We start from the raw sequence: 18,593 nt of genomic DNA, 5'->3' as shown, positions 1-18,593 counted from the left end.
AGAATACCACACTTTATTTATCGTGGGCTAACCTTTATACGCGATACATATTTCCAGCCGGGCAAACAAACCATAACAAAACCACCAAGTCGGGGGGACGTTGGTTCATGAAAGCAGACGGAAAAATCGGGATTGGCCAAGCGATCATGGTGATGATGCTGTCGATCGGAATCACCAATCATGTCACCCTTATCCCCCTGCTGCTCAGCAAAGCCGGGCGCGATGCCTGGCTGAGTGTCATCTTTGGCATGATCCCCTTTTGTGTTTGGGCGTACGCGCTCTATTTCATCAACAGCCGCATCGGACAGCAGTCGTTGTCCCACTGGCTCTTGCTCCGGTCCGGAAAAGCCGTCCGCTTCCTGCTGCTCATCCCCATCATGCTCTGCCTGTACATGATGGCACTCGTCAATCTGGTTGATACCCAAACGTGGACAACCGTCAACTATTTGCCGCAGACGCCCGAGTGGGTGACTGCGCTTGCCCTGATGATCTTGTGCGTTCTCGCATCCTACGGCGGCATTGCCTCAGTCGGCATTACTTCGGGCATATTGCTGCCCATTGTCTCCTTGCTTGGCATGTTCGTCGCATTCGGCAACGTACCGAAAAAAGACTACTCCCAGCTCTTGCCGCTGTTCCAGAACGGAATTGCCCCTACCGTGCACGCCATGGTTTTTGTCGGGGGTGGCTTTACCGAGCTGTTCCTGCTGCTGTTGCTGCAGCATCACGTGCGCAAACCGCTGCGGCTCATCCACTACATCGTCATGATTGCCATTACCTTGGTCCTGACGCTCAGCCCGCTGACGGGAGCCATCGCCGAGTTCGGGCCTGTGGAGTCGATGCGCCAGCGCTTTCCTGCCTTTGAACAATGGCGGCTTTTGACGATCGGAAAAGACATCGAAAACATGGAGTTTTTTTCCATCTTTCAATGGCTGTCCGGCTCGTTTATCCGCATTACGCTTTGCCTGCTGCTGCTCGGGGAGCTGCTGGTCCTGAAAACGAAAAAGCAGCGCAAGTACGTCATGCTCGCCCTCGGCGCCAGCATGATCGTTCTCACCAGCCTCCCCTACAACGACATGCAGTTCGTCACGTTTCTGTCGAAGATTTACTATCCGCTTTATTTGCTGGTTATGGTAGCTGTCACGCTCGTCTTGTTCCTGCTGTCGCTGCGCAAACCAACCGGATTGGAGGATGTGAGCCATGACCCTTGAAGAAGAGCTGCGAGAAAAATTCACGCATTGCGCGGATGTCATCTTTTTGCGGACAGTCACCCCCAACGATCAGTCGGTTCTCATGCTGTACTGCGAAGGTCTGGCCGACGTACGGCATTTGCAAGAGACGGCTTTGCCGCAATTGGAACGCTGCCTGACCGCCGGAGACTTGCGTTCGCTCCCGCTGATTCCGCTCTACACCAATCCTGAGCTGTGGACGGAGCGGCTCTTCTCGGGAGATTTGCTCATCTTTTTGAAAGGGTCGCCGCCTTTTGCCTGGGACATTTCCAACCGTCCGCAGCGGGGCACGGAAGAAGCCAACACGGAGATTTCGATCAAAGGGCCGCGGGACGGCTTCGTGGAAGACTTGTCTACCAATGTGGCACTCATCCGCAAGCGGCTGCGCACGATCACGCTCGCCTATGAGCCGTTCATTCTCGGCACACGCTCTCGCAGCCGAATTGCGCTGATGTACATGACCGACAGCGCACCGCCTGACCTGGTGGAGATGATGCGCGACCGGCTGCTCTTCTGCGACAACAAAAAAATATTGAACAGCGCTCTTTTGGAAAAAATGCTGAGCGACAACCGCAATTCCTTGTTTCCTCTGGTAGATTACACAGGGCGGCCCGACTTCGCCATTTACATGCTGCTGCAAGGAAAAGTAATCGTGATGGTCGACGGCTCGCCTCTGGCGCTGATTGCTCCCGTCTCGCTGCTGGAGCTGATTAAATCTCCCGAGGACGACCAGTATCCGATCGTTTACGTCTGGCTGGAGCGCTTGCTGCGCCTCGGCGGGTTTTGGATCGCAGCGTTTCTCCCGGGGTTTTGGATTGCCCTGTCCGCCTACAACGTGGAGCAGTTCCCGTTTCAACTGCTCGCCACTGTCACCCAAGGGCGAAAAGGCTTGCCTTTTTCCGCGCCCATGGAGCTGTTCATGATTTTGTTCATCTTTGAATTTCTGCGCGAGGCCGGAGCCCGTCTGCCGAAAAACGTCGGTCAGACGCTGGCGCTTGTCGGCGCGCTGATTATCGGGGACGCTTCCATTCGCGCGGGACTGACTTCGCCCTCGATGCTGTTCGTAGGCTCCTTGACTGTCGTCGCATCCTTCACGCTGGTCAACCAGGCGCTCAGCGGCGCGGTTACGGTCGCCCGCTTCATTGTGTTCATCCTGTCCTCCACGATCGGCATGTACGGGTTCGTCATTGGCATGATCGCGATTATTTATTACTTGTCCACCTTGACCTCGTTCGGCAGACCATACTTGTTGATGGGCTCGTCGAACGTGCTCTCCAATCTGTACCTTGTCTTGTTCCGGCCGCTGATCTACTTTTTCCGAAAAAAACCGATGCGGAACGGAGGTGCCAAATGAAGGCCGCCCGAATCGCCTGTGCGCTGCTGCTCTTGGCCACCACGCTCCTCAGCGGCTGCTGGGACCAGAAATCGATTCAGGATTTGAGCTATTTGTCCGCGTTCGGCGTTGACTTTATCAACAACGAATACGTCCTTTACGCCCAGTCGGTCGACCTCGCAAGCGTAGCCAAACAGGAGACGAGCGCCACCCCGAAATCGCCTCCCGCCACGATTTCCATCGGAAGAGGCAAGACGCTGATGACCGCGTTTGACAATCTGCAAAAAAAATCGCAGATTCCGCTGTTTCTCGGGTTTGTGTCGTCCCTCGTTGTTCACGAGCGCATCTTGCAAAAAGGCATTATTTCGACGCATGACATTTTGAACCGCTACGGCTTGATTCGCTATACAAAATGGGTGTTCGGGACGCGGGAGCCGATCGACAAGGTGCTTGGCAACCATTCCCTTTCCGGCTTCTCCCCGCTGACGTCCCTCTTGCATCAGCCAAAGGACGTCTACGAGCAGCGCTCCTTTATCGAGCCGATGCAGCTTTACCGATTCATTGCCAATTTCTGGGAACCATCGAACACGGTGCTGCTGCCCAACATCACGATCTACGAGCGTTCCTGGAAAGAAAACAACCACTATGTTTCGCGGCTGACCATAGACGGGGTACACGCGCTCCACCGCGGCACATGGAAAGGGTATTTTCCGAGCCGGGACCTGATGGGACTGCGCTGGATGGACGAGGATACCGACTTTGCCGGACTCATCATCCGCGATGGCAACACCCCGAAAGCCACGATCCGCATCAAGCACGTCGGGCTGAAAATCGTCCCGGTTACGACCGGGCCTATGCCGCGCTACCATTTGCACGTCCATTTGCTCGGCTTCATTCGCGAGCTGATAAGCCCCGAGATCAGTCCAGAGCAGATCCAAAAAAACTCGGAGGAACAAGTGCGTGAGCAAATCCGCGGAACGTTTTTGAAGGGGGTGCAAAAAGGCACCGATCTGTACGGACTGGAAAGGGAGCTGTTCAAAAAAGACTACCGGGCGTGGCGAATGTATGAAAAAGCGCAGCGCACCGCGCCTACGCGCGACTCGATTGCCAGCATCCAAATCCACGTCCATTTGAGCGACTCGGGCAAGATGAAAATGGAATCCACCAAATACCCGTCCCCGCTCGGACGCGAGTAACAGCCCAGACAGCAAAAAACTGCTTGCCGACATCTGCGGCAAGCAGTTTTGTTTTCAGAAAACCGGATTAGTTTTTCACCAGCAGAACTTCTTCCACGGAAGCGTATGGCAGGTTGTGCGCATCGGCTACCGCTTTGCAGGTTACTTTTCCGTCGATGACGTTTACGCCTTTAGCCAGCGCGCGGTTGTCGCGGATCGCTTGGGCGTAGCCTTTGTTCGCCAGTTGCACAGCGTAAGGAACGGTTACGTTGGTCAGCGCCAGCGTGGAAGTGCGAGCTACCGCACCAGGCATGTTCGCTACTGCGTAGTGGATCACGCCGTGTTTTTCATAAGTTGGGTTGTCGTGCGTCGTAATGCGGTCGATAGTTTCGATAGAACCGCCTTGGTCGATCGCCACGTCTACGATCACGGAACCAGGTGTCATCGCTTTGACCATGTCTTCCGTTACGAGACGAGGTGCGCGTGCGCCAGGGATCAGGACAGCGCCTACGAGCAGGTCTGCTTTTTTCACCGCGTTTGCGATGTTGAAGGAGTTGGAGATCAGCGTTTGCACGCGACCTTGGAACAGGTCATCCAACTGGCGCAGACGGTCTGCGTTCACGTCGATGATCGTTACGTTTGCACCGAGACCGAGCGCCATTTTCGCAGCGTTTGTCCCTACGATCCCGCCGCCGATGACGACGACCTCGCCTTTTGGCACGCCAGGTACGCCGCCGAGCAGCACGCCTTTTCCGCCGTATTGTTTTTCCAGGAACTGCGCCCCGATTTGCACGGACATGCGGCCCGCAACTTCGGACATCGGCATCAAGAGCGGCAGAGCGCCGTTGTCGAGCTGGATGGTTTCGTACGCGATTGCGATTACTTTTTTATCAATCAGTTCACGAGTCAGCTCAGGCTCTGGAGCGAGGTGCAAGTACGTGAACAGGATCAGACCTTCACGGAAGTAGCCGTACTCGGCTGGAAGCGGTTCTTTTACTTTCATGACCATGTCAGCGGCCCACGCATCTGCTGCGGTCGCGACAATCTCAGCGCCTACTGCAGTGTAGTCTTCGTTGGTGAAGCCGCTGCCTTGGCCTGCGCCGGTTTCTACGCGGACAGAGTGTCCGTTTTGCACCAGAGCGGCTACGCCTGCAGGCGTGATGGCTACGCGGTTTTCGTTATTTTTTATTTCTTTTGGAATGCCAACGATCATGATAGGTAGTCCTCCTTGGAAACGCCGATTTAATGAGATTACTATCATTGTACAGCGACAGTTGGTAGCGTTTCCTTGGGGATTCCTTTAATTTTGCCGTCCTTCTTTTTGTGAAAATTCACAAACGAACTATTGTTCCTGATCGAGCTTCGCCATTTTCAGCTCCAGGTAGAGCGCCGCCCGCTGGTTCATATTTTCCAGATCGACCCGCATGATTTCCTCGATCCGCCGCAGCCGGTAGCTCAGCGTGTTGATGTGGATGTGCAGCCGCTGGGCCGTTACGTTTACCTTGCCTGCGGCATCGAGAAACGTCTCCAGCGTCTCCAGCATCGCCGTCTGGTTGTCGCGGTCGTACTGCCGCAGCTTCTCCAGCCGTTCATTTTCGTAGCCTTGCTCCGCTTCCCACTGCTTCAACTGCAAAAGGTAGCGGTAAATGCCCAGCTCGTGGTAGCCGTAAACGCCTTCGTTTTCCTTTGGGAACAGCTTTTTGATCTTGAGCGCGTGCAGCGCCTCCCTGTAGCTTTTCACAATCTCCGAGTACGTCCGGTAGCCAAGCCCGTATCCGGCAACTACCTGGCGCCCTTCTGTGACGTGGGCTTCCAGCTTGCCCAAGGAATCGGCTAAAAACTGCTCGACCTTGCGAATCAGGACTTCGCGCACATCTTTTTTGCCGTCCTCGCTAAGCCCGATCAGCAGGATGATTTGCGAGCCGTCCACGACCCACAAAAGCTTGTCGCGCATGAGGAGCGGGTACAAATACTGGTCGAGCCGCGCTCCGGCCGCTTCGATAATGCATATCAAATAAGAGGTCGGAAGCTGCATTTGCAGGCTGTCCGCTTTTTGCCGGATGGCGCTCTCGCTCTTGTGGTTGCCGAGCAAAAGCTCCCATAAAAACTCCTTGCGCCGCTGCTCCTCGGCCTTGCGCTTGCCTTGCCGCTGCATGAGCCGCGAAACCGCTACTCGTGCCGCCTGGCGCAAAATCTCATCGTCTTCGGGCGTAATCGGCCGATTCACTTCCTGCGCCCAAATATACCCGAGCACATCGCTGCCCCGGCGAATGGCGATCGCCACCCGCTTGCCCAGGCCGACTTCATCCTTGGCCGGGATGTGCACCGGATCATCCTGCGTCAACAGCTCCTGAAACACGCCGTCCTTCCACAGCCGGGTCAGCACCTTTTCCGGCACCCTCCGCCCCATGATCGTCGACCAGCGCGCCTGATCCGTGCTGTCCCCGTGAGAGCTGTAGGCAATCAGCTTGTGATCCGCATCTTCAACCGTAATCGGGTTTTGCAAAAGCTCGCCAATCACATCGGCAAGTTCGTCTATATCGGCATGCTGATACTGTTGAAAATAGTTAGGCTCTACGGACACATTTCCACCTCTTTACCGCGCTTTCATACGTGTGCTTTTATTATACAAGAAAGCAGGAGAGGGACGCACTTTTTCCGGCGCAGCAGCGCATGGCTGCTCTCTTGATAATCTCCCCTCATGGCAAGACTCAGGCATGCCTTTTCCTTGTTTTGGAGCAACTGGAGGGGGCCGCATAACAATGAGCCATGCGGATACTGCGCATAAAACAATCTAATGACGATCGACGAGACGTGGGTGGACGATCTGCCAAGTATGGCCGCCGTCTGTTGTCTTGAATAATTGATTTGGCGCCACTTGACTGGACATGACGATCCATCCTACTTGATCCGTAACAAAATCAATCGAGACAATCCGGTCGCTATCCGCAACGGTTTTGTCGACTTCTCTGTTCTTGACCAGCATTTTCCAACTCATTGCAGAATCATTCGTGTGATACAAGTTTTCCCCGTCCGTAGTCCAACCAGTATGGATGGATACAAAATCGTAATTCATGTAAAAATTCGGGTTGTTGTATTTTAATACTGTATGATGGACCCAACTATCTCCGCCATTTGTTGTTTGGAAGAAATAGGTACACTGTTGGCGCTCACATTCACTGTGGAATACGAGGATTCCTTCTTTCTCGGAGAAAAACTTTGGCGAATCAAAAGTAAAGGGGGCAGGTTCCTCTAGTTTGGGAACAATGAGGTACTGCTTCTTCCACGAAAGTCCCCCGTCTTTCGTATGAGAAAGCCAGGGTAATTCCTGCACCAATTGGACAGAACGAATCCAGCCAGTAGACCTATCGCGGAAGGAAATGCCCGTCTTATTTCCCTCTACAGGGACATTTCCTGTTTCGGTTGATTCCGATTCTGCAACCGTTCTCCATTTTCCACCACCATCTGTCGTTTGCAGAATTTGGACAGAATCCGCATTCATGGCTCTTTTAATCGATACCATCATCCAACCGCTTTTCTCGTCTGTGAAGAAAATCCGCGGAAAAATTCCTTTGGTTTTTATCTCCCCCATCGTTTTCCACGTTTTTCCTCCATCCCTAGTATGATGGATCGTTACCGTTGATTCATGATCTGATGCAATCCACGCTTGCTTATCGTCCAAGATAAAATACTGCCCTTCTGAAACTTTTACATCCGTTGGACTTGCTACTTTCCAATGGACGCCTCCGTCCGTTGTCCGTAAGAGTGACTCCTGAACAACCGACCACCCAATGTTTTCCGTGTTCATTATGATTTTAGGAAGGCTAATTGCTTCCGTGACATTTTCTGTTGGGGGAGTAACCGAGCAGGCGATTAATGTGGAAAGGCATAAAAGGATTCCTATATAAATCAGCTTGTTTAGTTTGCTCGCCAAATGTACGACCTCCTGTCATGTATAAAACACCTGAAGTCCGCAGACGCTATTCTCCATTCAGCCCAGGAACTCCCCTGTTCAGCTTTATCTTGAGAAACCTGACAGCAAAACTGCGGCACGCACGGCACGCAAACCCATTGGCGAATACATCGACTCCCCCAACGAACGTCCCCGCAAAAAACTCGGCGACCGCTCCCCTGCACAATACCTGGAAGCGATCGCCGCATAGGTTGACCATTTTTCTACTGCTCTTTTTCCGCAACCGAATTGACGCACAAAAAACGGACGACCTCTCCGGTGCGGTTCAGCCAGTTGTGCGGCGTGGAGGACTCCATGTGGATGCTGTCTCCCGGGTACAAGTCGTGCTCCTCCTCGCCCAAAAGCAGCGTCAGCACGCCCTCCAGCACGTAGATGAACTCCTGTCCTTTGTGCACAAAAGGCGTTCCGTTGTCCTCATGCGGCTGTAAGGTGACGAGGATCGGCTCCAGCAGACGAGTCGCCAGATCGCCGGACAAGTCCTCATACACAAACGGGAAGTCGCTTGGCGCAGCCGGCTTGTTGCCGCCCCGGCGCACACGGTCAGTCCTGTTCGCGGGCTTCTCCGAAAAGAAATAGCTCGGGCTGACCTCCAGCGCCTCCGAAATTTTTTCAGCGACTCCAGCGTAATCGAGGACTTCCCCCGTTCCACCTGGGACAAAAAGCTTATCGACAGTTCGGTTTTTTCCGATATTTGCTTCAGGGTCTTTTTCTTGCCAAGCCGCAACGACTTAATCAAGACGCCAATAGTAGGTTTCATCCGCTCTACCTCGAATTGAATTTTGCAGGATAGGTTTATCATACCGTGTGTGCAGAAAAGGTGCAAAACGCTCTTGCGGCAAATATTATTATCTTTTATAATCTTTACTATTATCAGACAAAAAGCGCTTTCGCTTTTTTTACGCCCGAAAATTGAAGTGTCACTTCAACTATAAATTGAAGTATCACTTCAATTCGGTGTCGCCAGCTTCCCTTTTCCTTACTTGTGCAAAAATCCGGAAAGGCAGGTGGTCTGCTGCGCCACGCACCCACTTTACAACTAACATCATCCTACACACCAAGGGAGGATCTGAAAACTGATGGCACTTCAACCACAAGCGGGAGTTTCCAGGCAAGTTCAAAACAAGGCGCTGTTCGCCAGTCTGATTGGCAGCTCGATTGAATGGTTCGACTTTTTTCTTTATGGCACGATGGCGTCTCTCGTCTTCAACAAGCTGTTTTTCCCTTCTACCGATCCAACTGTAGGCTTACTGCTCTCTTATTTGTCGTTTGGTCTTCCTTTTTTCATCCGTCCGCTTGGCGGGGTCATTTTCAGCCACATCGGTGACAAGATCGGCCGCAAGAAAACGCTGGTGCTGACGCTCTCGCTCATGGGCAGCGCGACCGTGCTGATCGGCTTGCTGCCTGATTACGACTCCATCGGCGTCTGGGCTCCGATCTTGCTCGTACTCATGCGTCTGGTCCAGGGCTTGGGGATCGGCGGGGAGTGGGGCGGCGCGCTCTTGCTCGCGGTTGAGTATTCCGGCAAAGGCCGTCGCGGCTTTTTCGGCAGCATCCCGCAAATGGGCGTAACGATTGGCATGCTGCTCGGCACTTTGGCGATTTCCTTGATGAGTGCGCTTCCCGAGGAACAGTTTTTGTCCTGGGGCTGGCGTGTCCCGTTCATTTTGAGTGCTGCGCTCGTTTTCGTGGGATTGTGGATTCGCAATGGCATTGACGAAACGCCGGCGTTCCAGACGGCGAAAGCCAGTGGCAACATCGCCAAGGTGCCGATTGTCGATACGTTCCGCTACCATTGGAAGTCCGTGCTGATTGCGGTCGGGGCAAAAGTCGTGGAGACGGGGCCGTTCTACATTTTCTCCACGTTTGTCATCGCCTACGCGACGAATTACTTGGAGTACGACCGGATTACCGCGCTCAATGCCGTCACTATCGCCACGCTGGTCACGACGATTGCGATTCCGTTCATGGGCAAGCTCTCGGACAAAATCGGCCGGAAGCCGCTGTACATCGGCGGTACGATTGCGATGATGCTCTTTGCCTTCCCTTACTTTTACATGCTGTCCACGAAGTCTGCGCTGTGGCTGACAGTCGCCACGGTCATCGGTCTGGGCATTCTCTGGGCTCCGGTGACGGCCGTGCTCGGTACGCTTTTCTCCGAGATTTTCAGCACGAATGTGCGCTATACTGGGGTAACTGTGGGGTATCAGCTCGGTGCAGCCCTGGCTGGCGGCACTGCGCCGCTGATCGCGACTGCGCTGCTCAGCTCTTTTAACTCGTGGGTTCCTGTCGCCCTGTACATTGTGCTTTGCGGAATGATCTCACTCGTTGCCATCTTCGCAACGAAGGAAACGAAGGATTTGGATTTTGACAAATCCTGATGGAAAGGATGAGCAACATGTTGGTCTTGAGCCGCGAAAATATTGAACAAATCTACACGATGAAAGATTGCCTGGAGGACGTGGAGCACGTCTTTCGCGCCCATATGCAAGGAGAGGTCACCACGCCTGTGCGGACCGCGATTGACCATCCGAAGTACGGCGCCACCAGCCTGTACATGCCTTCCTACCTGGCTGGCGACGACTATGTGGCGGTGAAAGTCATCAGTATTTTCCCGGAGAACCACAAGCACAACATCAAGTCGCTGCAGAGCGTCATCCTGCTGACCGAAGCCAAAACCGGACAGCATGTCGCGATGATGGACGCGAGCCTTTTGACCGTCATGCGCACAGGGGCAAGCAGCGGCGTCGCCACCAAATACTTGGCAAAAGAAGATGCCGACACTTGCGCAGTGCTTGGCTGCGGGGCCCAGTCCATCGGCCAGATTCAGGCGGTCATGGAGGTTCGCCCGCTGCGGCGCATTTTCCTCTACAACCGCACTCGGGCAAAAGCGGACGAAATGAAAGCGAGCCTGCGGGCGCTCTATCCGGATTGGCAAGGAGAGCTGACGGTCGTGGACAATGCCGACGAAGCGGTCGCGCAGGCACAGATCGTCATCTGCAGCACCAAAGCGACCGAGCCGCTGTTTGCCGCCGCGAGCCTGCGCCCTGGCACCCATATCAATGCGATTGGCGCGTTTCTCCCGCACATGCGCGAGGTGGACGCTGCCACGGTGCAAAAAAGCAAGGTCGTCGTCGACACGCTGGAAGGCGCCGAGCACGAGGCAGGCGATCTGCTCATTCCGATTGAGCAAAACGAATGGAGCTTCGCGCAATTGCATGCGGAATTGGGCGAAATTTTGATCGGCGCAAAGCCGGGCAGGGAAACCGAAGAGGAAATTACGTTGTACAAGTCGGTAGGAATCGCCTATCTCGATACAGCGGTAGCCAAGACGGTGTACGAACGGGCCAAAGCCGCCGGAATCGGCACGGAAGTTTCCTTGTAACGCGTCCAAAATTGCACGCAAACAGCCGCCAGAGCACATCGCTTTGGCGGCTGTTTCCTGTTCGCTTACAGCAAGCGTGAAATCGCATCGAGAATTTGCTCTTTTTGAAAAGGCTTGATGACGAAGTCGCTCGCCCCCGTCTTCATCGCCTCCAGCACCTTTTGTCGATGGCCGACTGCCGAGCAAATCAACACCTTGGCATCCCGATCGTAATCCAGTATTTTGCGCATGGCTTCAATCCCGTGCATGTGCGGCATCGTGATGTCCATCGTCACGATGTCCGGCTTCAATTCCTTGTATTTTTCAATCGCTTCCAAGCCATTGCTCGCCTCTCCGCAAATTTCGTGCTGCTCGCCTAGCATATCCGTCAGCATCCTTCTCGTGAAGGCTGCGTCATCTACAATCAGCAATCGGGCCATGGTGTCCTATCCCCTCACATCTTGCTCGCATTCTACCTATTACTTTTGCAGAAATCGCAAGCCTTGTCCACGAGAGAAAATGACTTCTTTTGTCGAAACAAACGTTTGCAGCACACTCCCCTATGGAAGAAAGCCGATTGGCCCTGTAGCATCGCCTGTACCGCGCTCGCCAACCGACTGCTCGCCCGCGCCCGAAGCAAGCGGACTCTCCGGCTTCGGGTGCGGGGTCGTCTCGCCTATTTCCGGCAAATCGACCTGTCTCACTTCATCCGGTATATCGGTTTGCGGGATTTCCACGATCTCTTTTTCCATGACAGACGCCTCCCTTTTTTATCGCTTTTGCTGCGTATTTTTCCTCCTTAGCGTGTCCTGATCCGTTTTTTCCATGCAGCTCCACCTGCCTCCATCATTTCCTCTTTTTTTCATCGCGGCACTTTTCCGATATAATAGGAGTGCACTTCTTTGCCGATTACTTGAATCTACGCCTGTTTCCTTTGGAGGAGAATTTATCCATGCTCAAGCTGAAGCCTTTTTTTGCCCTGTTCACCGCTTTGGTTGTCGGGCTGCTTCTGCTCATTACCAGCCAGTTCATCACCAGTATGAAGCATTTGGAAGAGGTCATGAATGAACGCGGGCCTTCTTCTGACATATTGCGTGTGGCCTTGCTGCTGGAAGGTCCTACCTACGACCAGGGCTGGAACAGCAGCGCGATGGAAAGCATCACGGAAATGCAAAAAAGATTCGGCTTTTCCCTGGAAATCGCGAACAATTTAAAGCCGGAGCAAATTATGAACGTGGCGCAAAAATACGCCGCCAATGACTACGATCTCATCCTGGGACATGGCGTGATTTTTTCCGAACCGTTTACCCGCGTGGCGCTGCAATATCCGCATACCCGCTTTGTTTCTTTTAACGGGGAAGCCCCGCATCCCAACCAGACGACGATTCGCTACGACATGAAGCCCGCAGGCAAGCTCGTCGGCATGCTCGCAGCGAAAATGTCCCGCGCCCGCAAAGTCGGCTATATTTTGGTGGACAAACCGCCGGAACTTGCCCAGGCCGAGGGCTTTCGCGAAGGGGTAAAAAAGGTTTCCCCGAAAACGGAGGTCGTGATCGGAAAAGTGTCAGATTTTAATGACATAGAAAATGCGGTGCAGAAGACACGCGAGATGATCGCCCGCGGCGTCGATGTCATCTACACGACCGGCGACAGCTTCAACCTCGCCGTCATTACCGAAGCGCAGCGGGCCAAGGTGTACACCATCGGCTACATCGCGGACCAGCGCTACATTGCGCCGGACTACGTTCTCGCCTCGCTGGTGCAGGACGTGCGCCAGTGCTACCGGATTATTTTGGAGCAGTACATGGCAGGCCGGCTTCCGAGCGGCAAAGTCGTGTACGGCCTGGCCGAAGGCGTGAACCATTTCAGCCCGTTCGGCCCGATGGTGCCCCCGGAAGTTCGTGAAGATATTGAACGGGAAATGCAGCGTCTCACTTCTTCCCGTGGTTCATTTGGAGGTTAATTTGCATGTCCCTGTTCAGAAATCTTGGATTCCAGAAAAAAATCATGCTCAGCTATCTCGTCATGATGCTTTTGATCGGATGTGTCACCAGCCTGTTCAGCTACCAGATGACAAAAGTAACCTCCGATGAAGTGCACCTGACGCAAAACGTCTTGCCGCAAACGAGCGCACTGTTGGAGGTCAAAAACCAGATTTACACCAAGACGTACGCCCTGAACATGTACACCTTGACCCGCGACGAGTCGTATCTCGACCAGTATTACACCAATCTGATCGACACCGCCCGCTTTGCCTCGCTGACGAAAACAGAGGAAAACAGCGGCTTGTTCTCCATCATCGAATCGATTTCCAGGCTGGATTTTCTTTTTTTGAACAAAATCAATCCGCTGCTCAAGGCAAACAACGTGCCCGCGGTCAGCTATGTGCTCAGCCAGGAAGTCCAGCCTTTGATCGACCAGTTGGAGCGAGACTTGTCCTTCTCGCTCAACCAACTGGAGTACAAGACGAACAAAGAGTTTAAGCACACGAACGAAAGCATTCGCGTATCGCTCATTCTCACCTACACCGTTTCGGTCGCGGCGATTTTGTTCGGCTTTTTCTGCACGTTCTACTTCCGCAACGAACTGCTTCGCCCCATCGAGTCGTTGATGCGGCAGGCTCACGAAGTGTCCAAAGGGACGTTCGGGCAGCAAATTGTGTACACGCACCAGGATGAATTCCGCGAGCTCGCCCAGGAATTCAACAAGATGTCGAGCAACATTGCCGATTTGTTTGCCCAGGACGCGATGCAACGGCAAATTTTAACGGAAGAAAAAAATATTCGGGAGCAAATCCTCAACTCGCTGCCCGTCGGGATCATTACCCATCCCCATGCCGGAGCTGGCATTCACGTCAACAAACTGGCAAACGATCTCGTCAAGGTCGATGAGGCAGGCTACCCGATGTGCAAGGATGCTTCTTTTGCCGCCTCAACCGACAGTCAGGACTCCCCCTGGTTCGTCAATCGCAAAATGACGCTGTACAAGAAGGATGATACGCCTTTTATCGCGCTTGTCTCGTACGTGCCGCTGCACAATCACCAGCACGATCAGGAGTCGGGCTGGATGGTCGCTTTTCTCGATATTACCGAACAGGAGCAGATTCAAGAATACTTGAACCAGTCGGAAAAACTCGCCATGGTCGGACAGTTGGCAGCCGGAGCCGCCCATGAAATCCGCAATCCGCTGACCGTCATCTACGGCTTTATCCAACTGCTGGAACAGCGCCTGTCCGATCAGGAACGGGATCGCTACTATCTCCCGCTTATCTTGGAGGAAATCGAGCGCGTCAACCGGATCGTCACCGAACTGTTGATGCTCTCCAAGCCGTCCAAGCCGGACTATCGCGAGGTCAATCTCGCGGGCGTCATCCACTCGATTCTCCCGTTGATGAATGCCGAAGCGATGCTGCACGGCATCGAGATCGTGGATCGCTGTGCGCCCCATATTCGCCTGCATGCCGATGTCGAGCAGCTCAAGCAAATTTTGCTGAACCTGATGAAAAACAGTATCGAGGCCATGAAAGAAGGCGGCCTTCTTGTCATCGAAAGCCACCTGGACGAAAAAGCGGTACATATAAAAGTGAAAGATACGGGAGAAGGGATTCCTCCGGAGTATCTCGTGCGGATTTTCGAGCCGTTCTTCTCCCTGAAAGAAGACGGAACCGGGCTGGGCTTGCCGATCTCGCGCCGCATGGTCGAAAACCACGGCGGCGAGCTGCAAGTGAAAAGCACCCCCGGACAGGGAACGGAAATTACGATTACGCTGCCGCTTACCCCGAAAGTCGATTAGGTTAGCGCCTGGGTGGCAGCGACCCGTTCCTGGCCGCGTTCATCCAGCCAGGCAAACATTTTGCGCGTGTACAACTCGATTTCGTCTCCTACAAACAGATGGCTGGCCCCTTCCGCCAGCCATTTTTCGTGGGGGACACCGGCCTGGCGCAGCGCCTCTGCCAGTCTGTGGGCGTGCTCTACGCTCACGTTCTCATCTTCTGTCCCGTGAATAATCAGCACAGGACAGGCAATCTCTGCCGCACGATACAGCGGGGTTCGGTAGCGGTAAGCTTCCTCCTGCTTGCGCGGGTGCCCGATCAGCCTACGTAGCATTCTCCGCATGTCCACCCGCTCCTCGTACGTGAGCGCCATGTCGCTGACGCCGCCCCAGACGACCGTCGCCAGCAAGCCTTTGCACTCCATCGCCGCAAACAACGCCATGACCCCGCCCCGGGAAAAGCCGTACGCGCTGATCCGGCGGGCGTCGACGATGTTCAGCTTGCCAAGCAGCTCGTACGCCGCAAACACGTCCTGCCGATCGGCTCCGCCAAACTCGTCGCGTCCCTCCCCGCCTTCGTTTCCCCGATAGTGCGGGGCGAGGATCACGTAGCCAAAGGCCGCCATCTGGCTGATCCGCTCCGGCCGGACCCGGCCAATCCCTTTGATCCCGCCACGGCAGTAGAGCAGCGCCGGGAGTCTGGCCCCGTCGGCCAGAAAGCTCTCCGGTACAGCCAAAGCCGCCTTGACCAACAAGCCGTCGCTGTAGTAGCTGACCGTGTAGAGCGCGACGTTCGGCACGACCGACTCTTCGCAAGTGACAGCAACAAATGGCGATAAATCAACCTGCATCCTGCTCACGATTCCTCTCTCTTCGCTCTTTTTGACGTCCATTTTTCTACAAGAAACTGCATCGACGGGGACAGCCACTTCTTTTGGTGGTAGACCAACTGGATGAAAAACGGAGGCTTGTCGTTTTGAAAAGGCACGGCAGCAAGCACCCCCTCCGCCTGCTCTCTGCGCACAGCCATGGACGGCAAGAGCGCTACTCCCAACCCGCAGCGCACGCACTGCTTGATCGCTTCCGGGTTGCTGAACTGGCACGCGATCCGATGAGCAATGCCTTGTTCGTTCAACACGTCAATCAGCATTCCCCGGTACGTGCAGCCTTCCTCTGTGAGAATGAACGATTCGTTTTCCAGATCGCGGGCGGTGAGCGTAGGCAAGCCCGCCAGCCGATGCTCGGGAGGCATGACGATCACAAGTTCCTCCTGGGCAATGGTCTCGGCGACAAGCTCTCTGTCGGTACAGCGGCGATCAAAAATGATCCCGAGGTCCAGATATCCTTCGTGAAGCTGCTGCAAAATCGCTTCCTCGCCGGCCGTGCGCAACACGAGATCCACTTTGGGATAATGCTCGCGAAAGCTCTGCAAATACGGCGGCAAAAAGAAAGCCGCCAGCGTGTCAATCGTGCCAATCGTCAGCGGACCGCTCTCCTGGCGGTTCACGACCTCCTTAGATTCCCCATATAGCCGAATCATTTCCCTCGCATACGGCAAAAGTGCTTCTCCAGCCTGGGTCAGCCGCAGTTTGCGCCCATAGCGCTCGAACAGCGGCACCCCGTACGACTGCTCCAGTTTTTGCATCTGGGCGGTCACCGTCGGCTGCGCATAGCCAAGCTCCTCTGCCGCCCTGGTAAAGCTGCCCCATCTGGCCACCTCGCGAAACGTATGCAGATACACCAGCTCCATGGCGGCTCCCTCCTGTTCATCTATAGAAATGGATGATGATGTTTATGGAATAGTATAGATAATGGTGATGATTCGATCAATGCTAAGCTGAAGTCGAAGTTGAAGTTGAGATCATCTCAAGCCAAGGAGGATGTCACATGTCCATGCGAATCTCAAGCGTATTGCAAACCCCAGCCGCTCCCCTGGCGCAAGCGCAGCGTCATTTTCTCGCCAAGCTCGCTCTGGAAACAGATGTGTCCAACGTTGCGCACGACCTGCAAAACGGCGTAGCCGATTTTGTCATTCTCGACGCCCGCAGCGAAAAGGCGTATCGAGAGTGCCACGTTTCTGGCGCCTTTTCGCTGCCCCACCCGCTGATCTCAGCAGAGACGACCGCTTTCCTGGACCGTTCCAAGCTGCTCGTCGTCTACTGCTGGGGCCCGGCCTGCAACGGTGCAGCGAAAGCGTGCGCCAAGCTTGCCGAACTGGGCTTTGCCGTCAAGGAGATGCTTGGGGGATGGAGTATTGGCAGCGGGAGGGGAAGGGGGTGGAACGAACGCCCCATGATGGCGTTAGCGACTGCTCCCAAGCCTGAAAGCTCGTCTAATCAGGTTGTTAATAAAAACGGGCAACAAGAAGAGATGGCTGTCATCCATGTAGAAGGATAACAGCCATCTTCTTCCCGTCCGTCTTGGTGTGGCAGCGGAGTTTGTTTATGCCAGGGGCATCACTTGGCTTAACCGCTGCCAAATGGTCCAACCTGCCAAACAAATCCTGCTACGTATTTCCTTTTTTCTCGTATTACATTTCCTGTTTTTTCTATTTATGCAATTTTATAGCTCTTCACCATTAAACGTGCTTGATCTTCCTCTAGCGTAGTTTTTCACTTTTTTATATGGCTGGTTTACACTCCAGCCGAATTCGAATCTTGAACCGCTCGATGTTGCGATACCCATAGGCTCGTCGCTTGATGACTTTCACTTTGTTGTGTGTCCCTTCAATCGGAGCATTTGTAACTCGAAACGAAAAATAATTCTGAACCGACTGTCGCCATTGAACGATTGTTTTTGCAATCGAACGGACGGCAGAGGTGGGAGATGTGAGGTGCTCGGTTATCCATTGTTGGAGTGCTTCTTTTCCCGACTCTTCTGTCTGAGCTGCATATACCGTTCTCATGTGCTGAAGAGCGTTGTAAGGCGTTCCAAATGGGGATCTTGAGCGAACCAGGCTTTCAATTCCTCCTGTTCCTCAGGTTTCAGTTTATCAGGAGATGTGTGGAGCAGACGTTGTTCATGTCTACCCCGGCGATGAGTTCCCCGCGAACGGGTACGTTTACGAGCAGCTTCTAACGATTTGGAGAAGAGCTGAATGACGTGGAACTTGTCCGCTACTACCGTGGCATCCTTCCAAACACCGCGAACCGTCTCAGCCATTCCAGGAGCCAAGTCTGTCACAACAACCTGTGGAGGCGTAGCAAAGGGCCAGTTCATGAGAGCCTGACGAACCTGCTCACGTGAACGCCCTTCTGTAACCTGCCAGATATGCCCGCTTTGTGCATCCATGAGGTTGACACCGTACTTGTGTCCTTTTTGGAGAGCAAACTCGTCCAGACAGACCATAGTAGGCGTAAGATGATCTTGGGGCTTAGCGAGAAGCTGAGGAGCCAGTTCGTAATACCACCGTTCCAATGTCGTATAGCAGATTCCGAGTTGTTTGGAAACGCTAAGCAAATCCCTCTTCTGACACAACTCAACGGCCATTTGACGAAACGCAAAAGTAGCCGTTCCTCGATAGGGAATTCCATCCCATTCGAGAGTCCAGGTGATCTGGCAATCGTGGCAACGTTGTCGATATACAGGAACACGTACCCAGACAGTACCCCATGAAGAAATAAAGCGGTGACGAAGAAGACGGTACCCTGGGCGAGCATGATTGGTGCTCTCTTTCAGGCAGAGAGGACACAGATGAGAGGCTGGATTGGGAGTGAGAGTCACTACCCAATCGGTTTCAGTCGTTTTGTCCCAA

Annotated in this window: 15 protein-coding genes and 2 pseudogenes; 8 read left to right on the top strand and 9 right to left on the bottom strand. The window is 54.0% G+C overall.

The features are described from left to right. Positions 1-107: 107 nt before the first annotated feature. The 3 genes from BA6348_RS06840 to BA6348_RS06830 are packed head-to-tail and all read left to right on the top strand — an operon-like array spanning position 108 to position 3,755. On the top strand, positions 108-1,208 hold the full coding sequence (locus tag BA6348_RS06840) for a GerAB/ArcD/ProY family transporter (RefSeq protein ID WP_005835871.1): 1,101 nt from the start codon (positions 108-110) through the stop codon (positions 1,206-1,208). Then, a complete protein-coding gene (locus BA6348_RS06835) occupies positions 1,198-2,580 on the top strand; it encodes a spore germination protein (RefSeq protein ID WP_025845877.1) in 1,383 nt (460 codons plus the stop codon). The genes BA6348_RS06840 and BA6348_RS06835 overlap by 11 nt, the downstream gene beginning before the upstream one ends. Then, positions 2,577-3,755, top strand: a complete 1,179-nt coding sequence (locus tag BA6348_RS06830) for a Ger(x)C family spore germination protein (RefSeq protein ID WP_122953389.1) — start codon at positions 2,577-2,579, stop codon at positions 3,753-3,755. Before BA6348_RS06835 ends, BA6348_RS06830 begins: the two co-directional genes overlap by 4 nt. A 67-nt stretch (positions 3,756-3,822) precedes the next feature. Here the strand turns inward: BA6348_RS06830 and ald are convergent, their stop codons facing one another. The 4 genes and pseudogenes from ald to BA6348_RS06810 form a co-directional block, all read right to left on the bottom strand. Beyond that, complete coding sequence (ald, locus tag BA6348_RS06825; protein ID WP_005835866.1) at positions 3,823-4,947, bottom strand: alanine dehydrogenase; 1,125 nt, start codon at positions 4,945-4,947, stop codon at positions 3,823-3,825. A 129-nt stretch (positions 4,948-5,076) separates the two neighbouring features. Further along, positions 5,077-6,318, bottom strand: coding sequence for a PucR family transcriptional regulator (locus BA6348_RS06820; RefSeq protein WP_005835864.1), 1,242 nt, complete (start codon positions 6,316-6,318; stop codon positions 5,077-5,079). 210 nt (positions 6,319-6,528) lie between these two features. After that, complete coding sequence (locus BA6348_RS06815; RefSeq protein WP_122953388.1) at positions 6,529-7,668, bottom strand: WD40/YVTN/BNR-like repeat-containing protein; 1,140 nt, start codon at positions 7,666-7,668, stop codon at positions 6,529-6,531. Between the two features lie 242 nt (positions 7,669-7,910). Beyond that, a pseudogene (locus BA6348_RS06810) lies at positions 7,911-8,464 on the bottom strand (helix-turn-helix domain-containing protein). Between the two features lie 319 nt (positions 8,465-8,783). Here BA6348_RS06810 and BA6348_RS06805 point away from each other — a divergent pair. Further along, on the top strand, positions 8,784-10,085 hold the full coding sequence (locus BA6348_RS06805; protein WP_005835856.1) for an MFS transporter: 1,302 nt from the start codon (positions 8,784-8,786) through the stop codon (positions 10,083-10,085). A gap of 17 nt (positions 10,086-10,102) precedes the next feature. Beyond that, positions 10,103-11,089 carry an ornithine cyclodeaminase family protein gene (locus BA6348_RS06800; protein WP_007786343.1) on the top strand — a complete coding sequence of 329 codons (987 nt, stop codon included), beginning with the start codon at positions 10,103-10,105 and terminating at the stop codon, positions 11,087-11,089. 65 nt (positions 11,090-11,154) lie between these two features. On the opposite strand, the gene BA6348_RS06795 is transcribed toward BA6348_RS06800, so the two are convergent. After that, on the bottom strand, positions 11,155-11,508 hold the full coding sequence (locus BA6348_RS06795) for a response regulator (protein WP_005835853.1): 354 nt from the start codon (positions 11,506-11,508) through the stop codon (positions 11,155-11,157). 120 nt (positions 11,509-11,628) lie between these two features. After that, positions 11,629-11,820, bottom strand: coding sequence for a hypothetical protein (locus BA6348_RS06790; RefSeq protein WP_005835851.1), 192 nt, complete (start codon positions 11,818-11,820; stop codon positions 11,629-11,631). Between the two features lie 200 nt (positions 11,821-12,020). Between BA6348_RS06790 and BA6348_RS06785 the strand changes: the two genes are divergently transcribed. Next, positions 12,021-13,031, top strand: a complete 1,011-nt coding sequence (locus BA6348_RS06785; RefSeq protein WP_122953386.1) for a BMP family ABC transporter substrate-binding protein — start codon at positions 12,021-12,023, stop codon at positions 13,029-13,031. 5 nt (positions 13,032-13,036) lie between these two features. Continuing rightward, entirely contained in the window at positions 13,037-14,860 is a 1,824-nt protein-coding gene (locus tag BA6348_RS06780) for an ATP-binding protein (protein ID WP_122953385.1), read from the top strand. Here the strand turns inward: BA6348_RS06780 and BA6348_RS06775 are convergent. Then, positions 14,857-15,690 (bottom strand): alpha/beta hydrolase family protein, encoded by an 834-nt coding sequence (locus BA6348_RS06775; RefSeq protein ID WP_039971845.1) that lies wholly within the window; start codon positions 15,688-15,690, stop codon positions 14,857-14,859. The genes BA6348_RS06780 and BA6348_RS06775 overlap by 4 nt on opposite strands. 5 nt (positions 15,691-15,695) lie before the next feature. Continuing rightward, the gene (locus BA6348_RS06770; protein WP_026557992.1) at positions 15,696-16,589 is read right to left on the bottom strand and encodes a LysR family transcriptional regulator; all 894 of its coding nucleotides are present in this window, start codon (positions 16,587-16,589) and stop codon (positions 15,696-15,698) included. Between the two features lie 137 nt (positions 16,590-16,726). Between BA6348_RS06770 and BA6348_RS06765 the strand changes: the two genes are divergently transcribed. Next, positions 16,727-17,236: a rhodanese-like domain-containing protein gene (locus BA6348_RS06765; RefSeq protein ID WP_007786331.1), complete on the top strand. Its 510-nt coding sequence runs from the start codon at positions 16,727-16,729 to the stop codon at positions 17,234-17,236. 223 nt (positions 17,237-17,459) lie between these two features. Here the strand turns inward: BA6348_RS06765 and BA6348_RS27950 are convergent. After that, positions 17,460-18,130: pseudogene (locus BA6348_RS27950) on the bottom strand (ISL3 family transposase). Between the last annotated feature and the right edge of the window lie 463 nt (positions 18,131-18,593).

Source organism: Brevibacillus agri (assembly GCF_004117055.1).
GTDB lineage: Bacteria > Bacillota > Bacilli > Brevibacillales > Brevibacillaceae > Brevibacillus > Brevibacillus agri.
The sequence above is the reverse complement of the archived record's forward strand: the minus strand, read 5'-3'. Positions and strand labels throughout refer to the sequence as shown.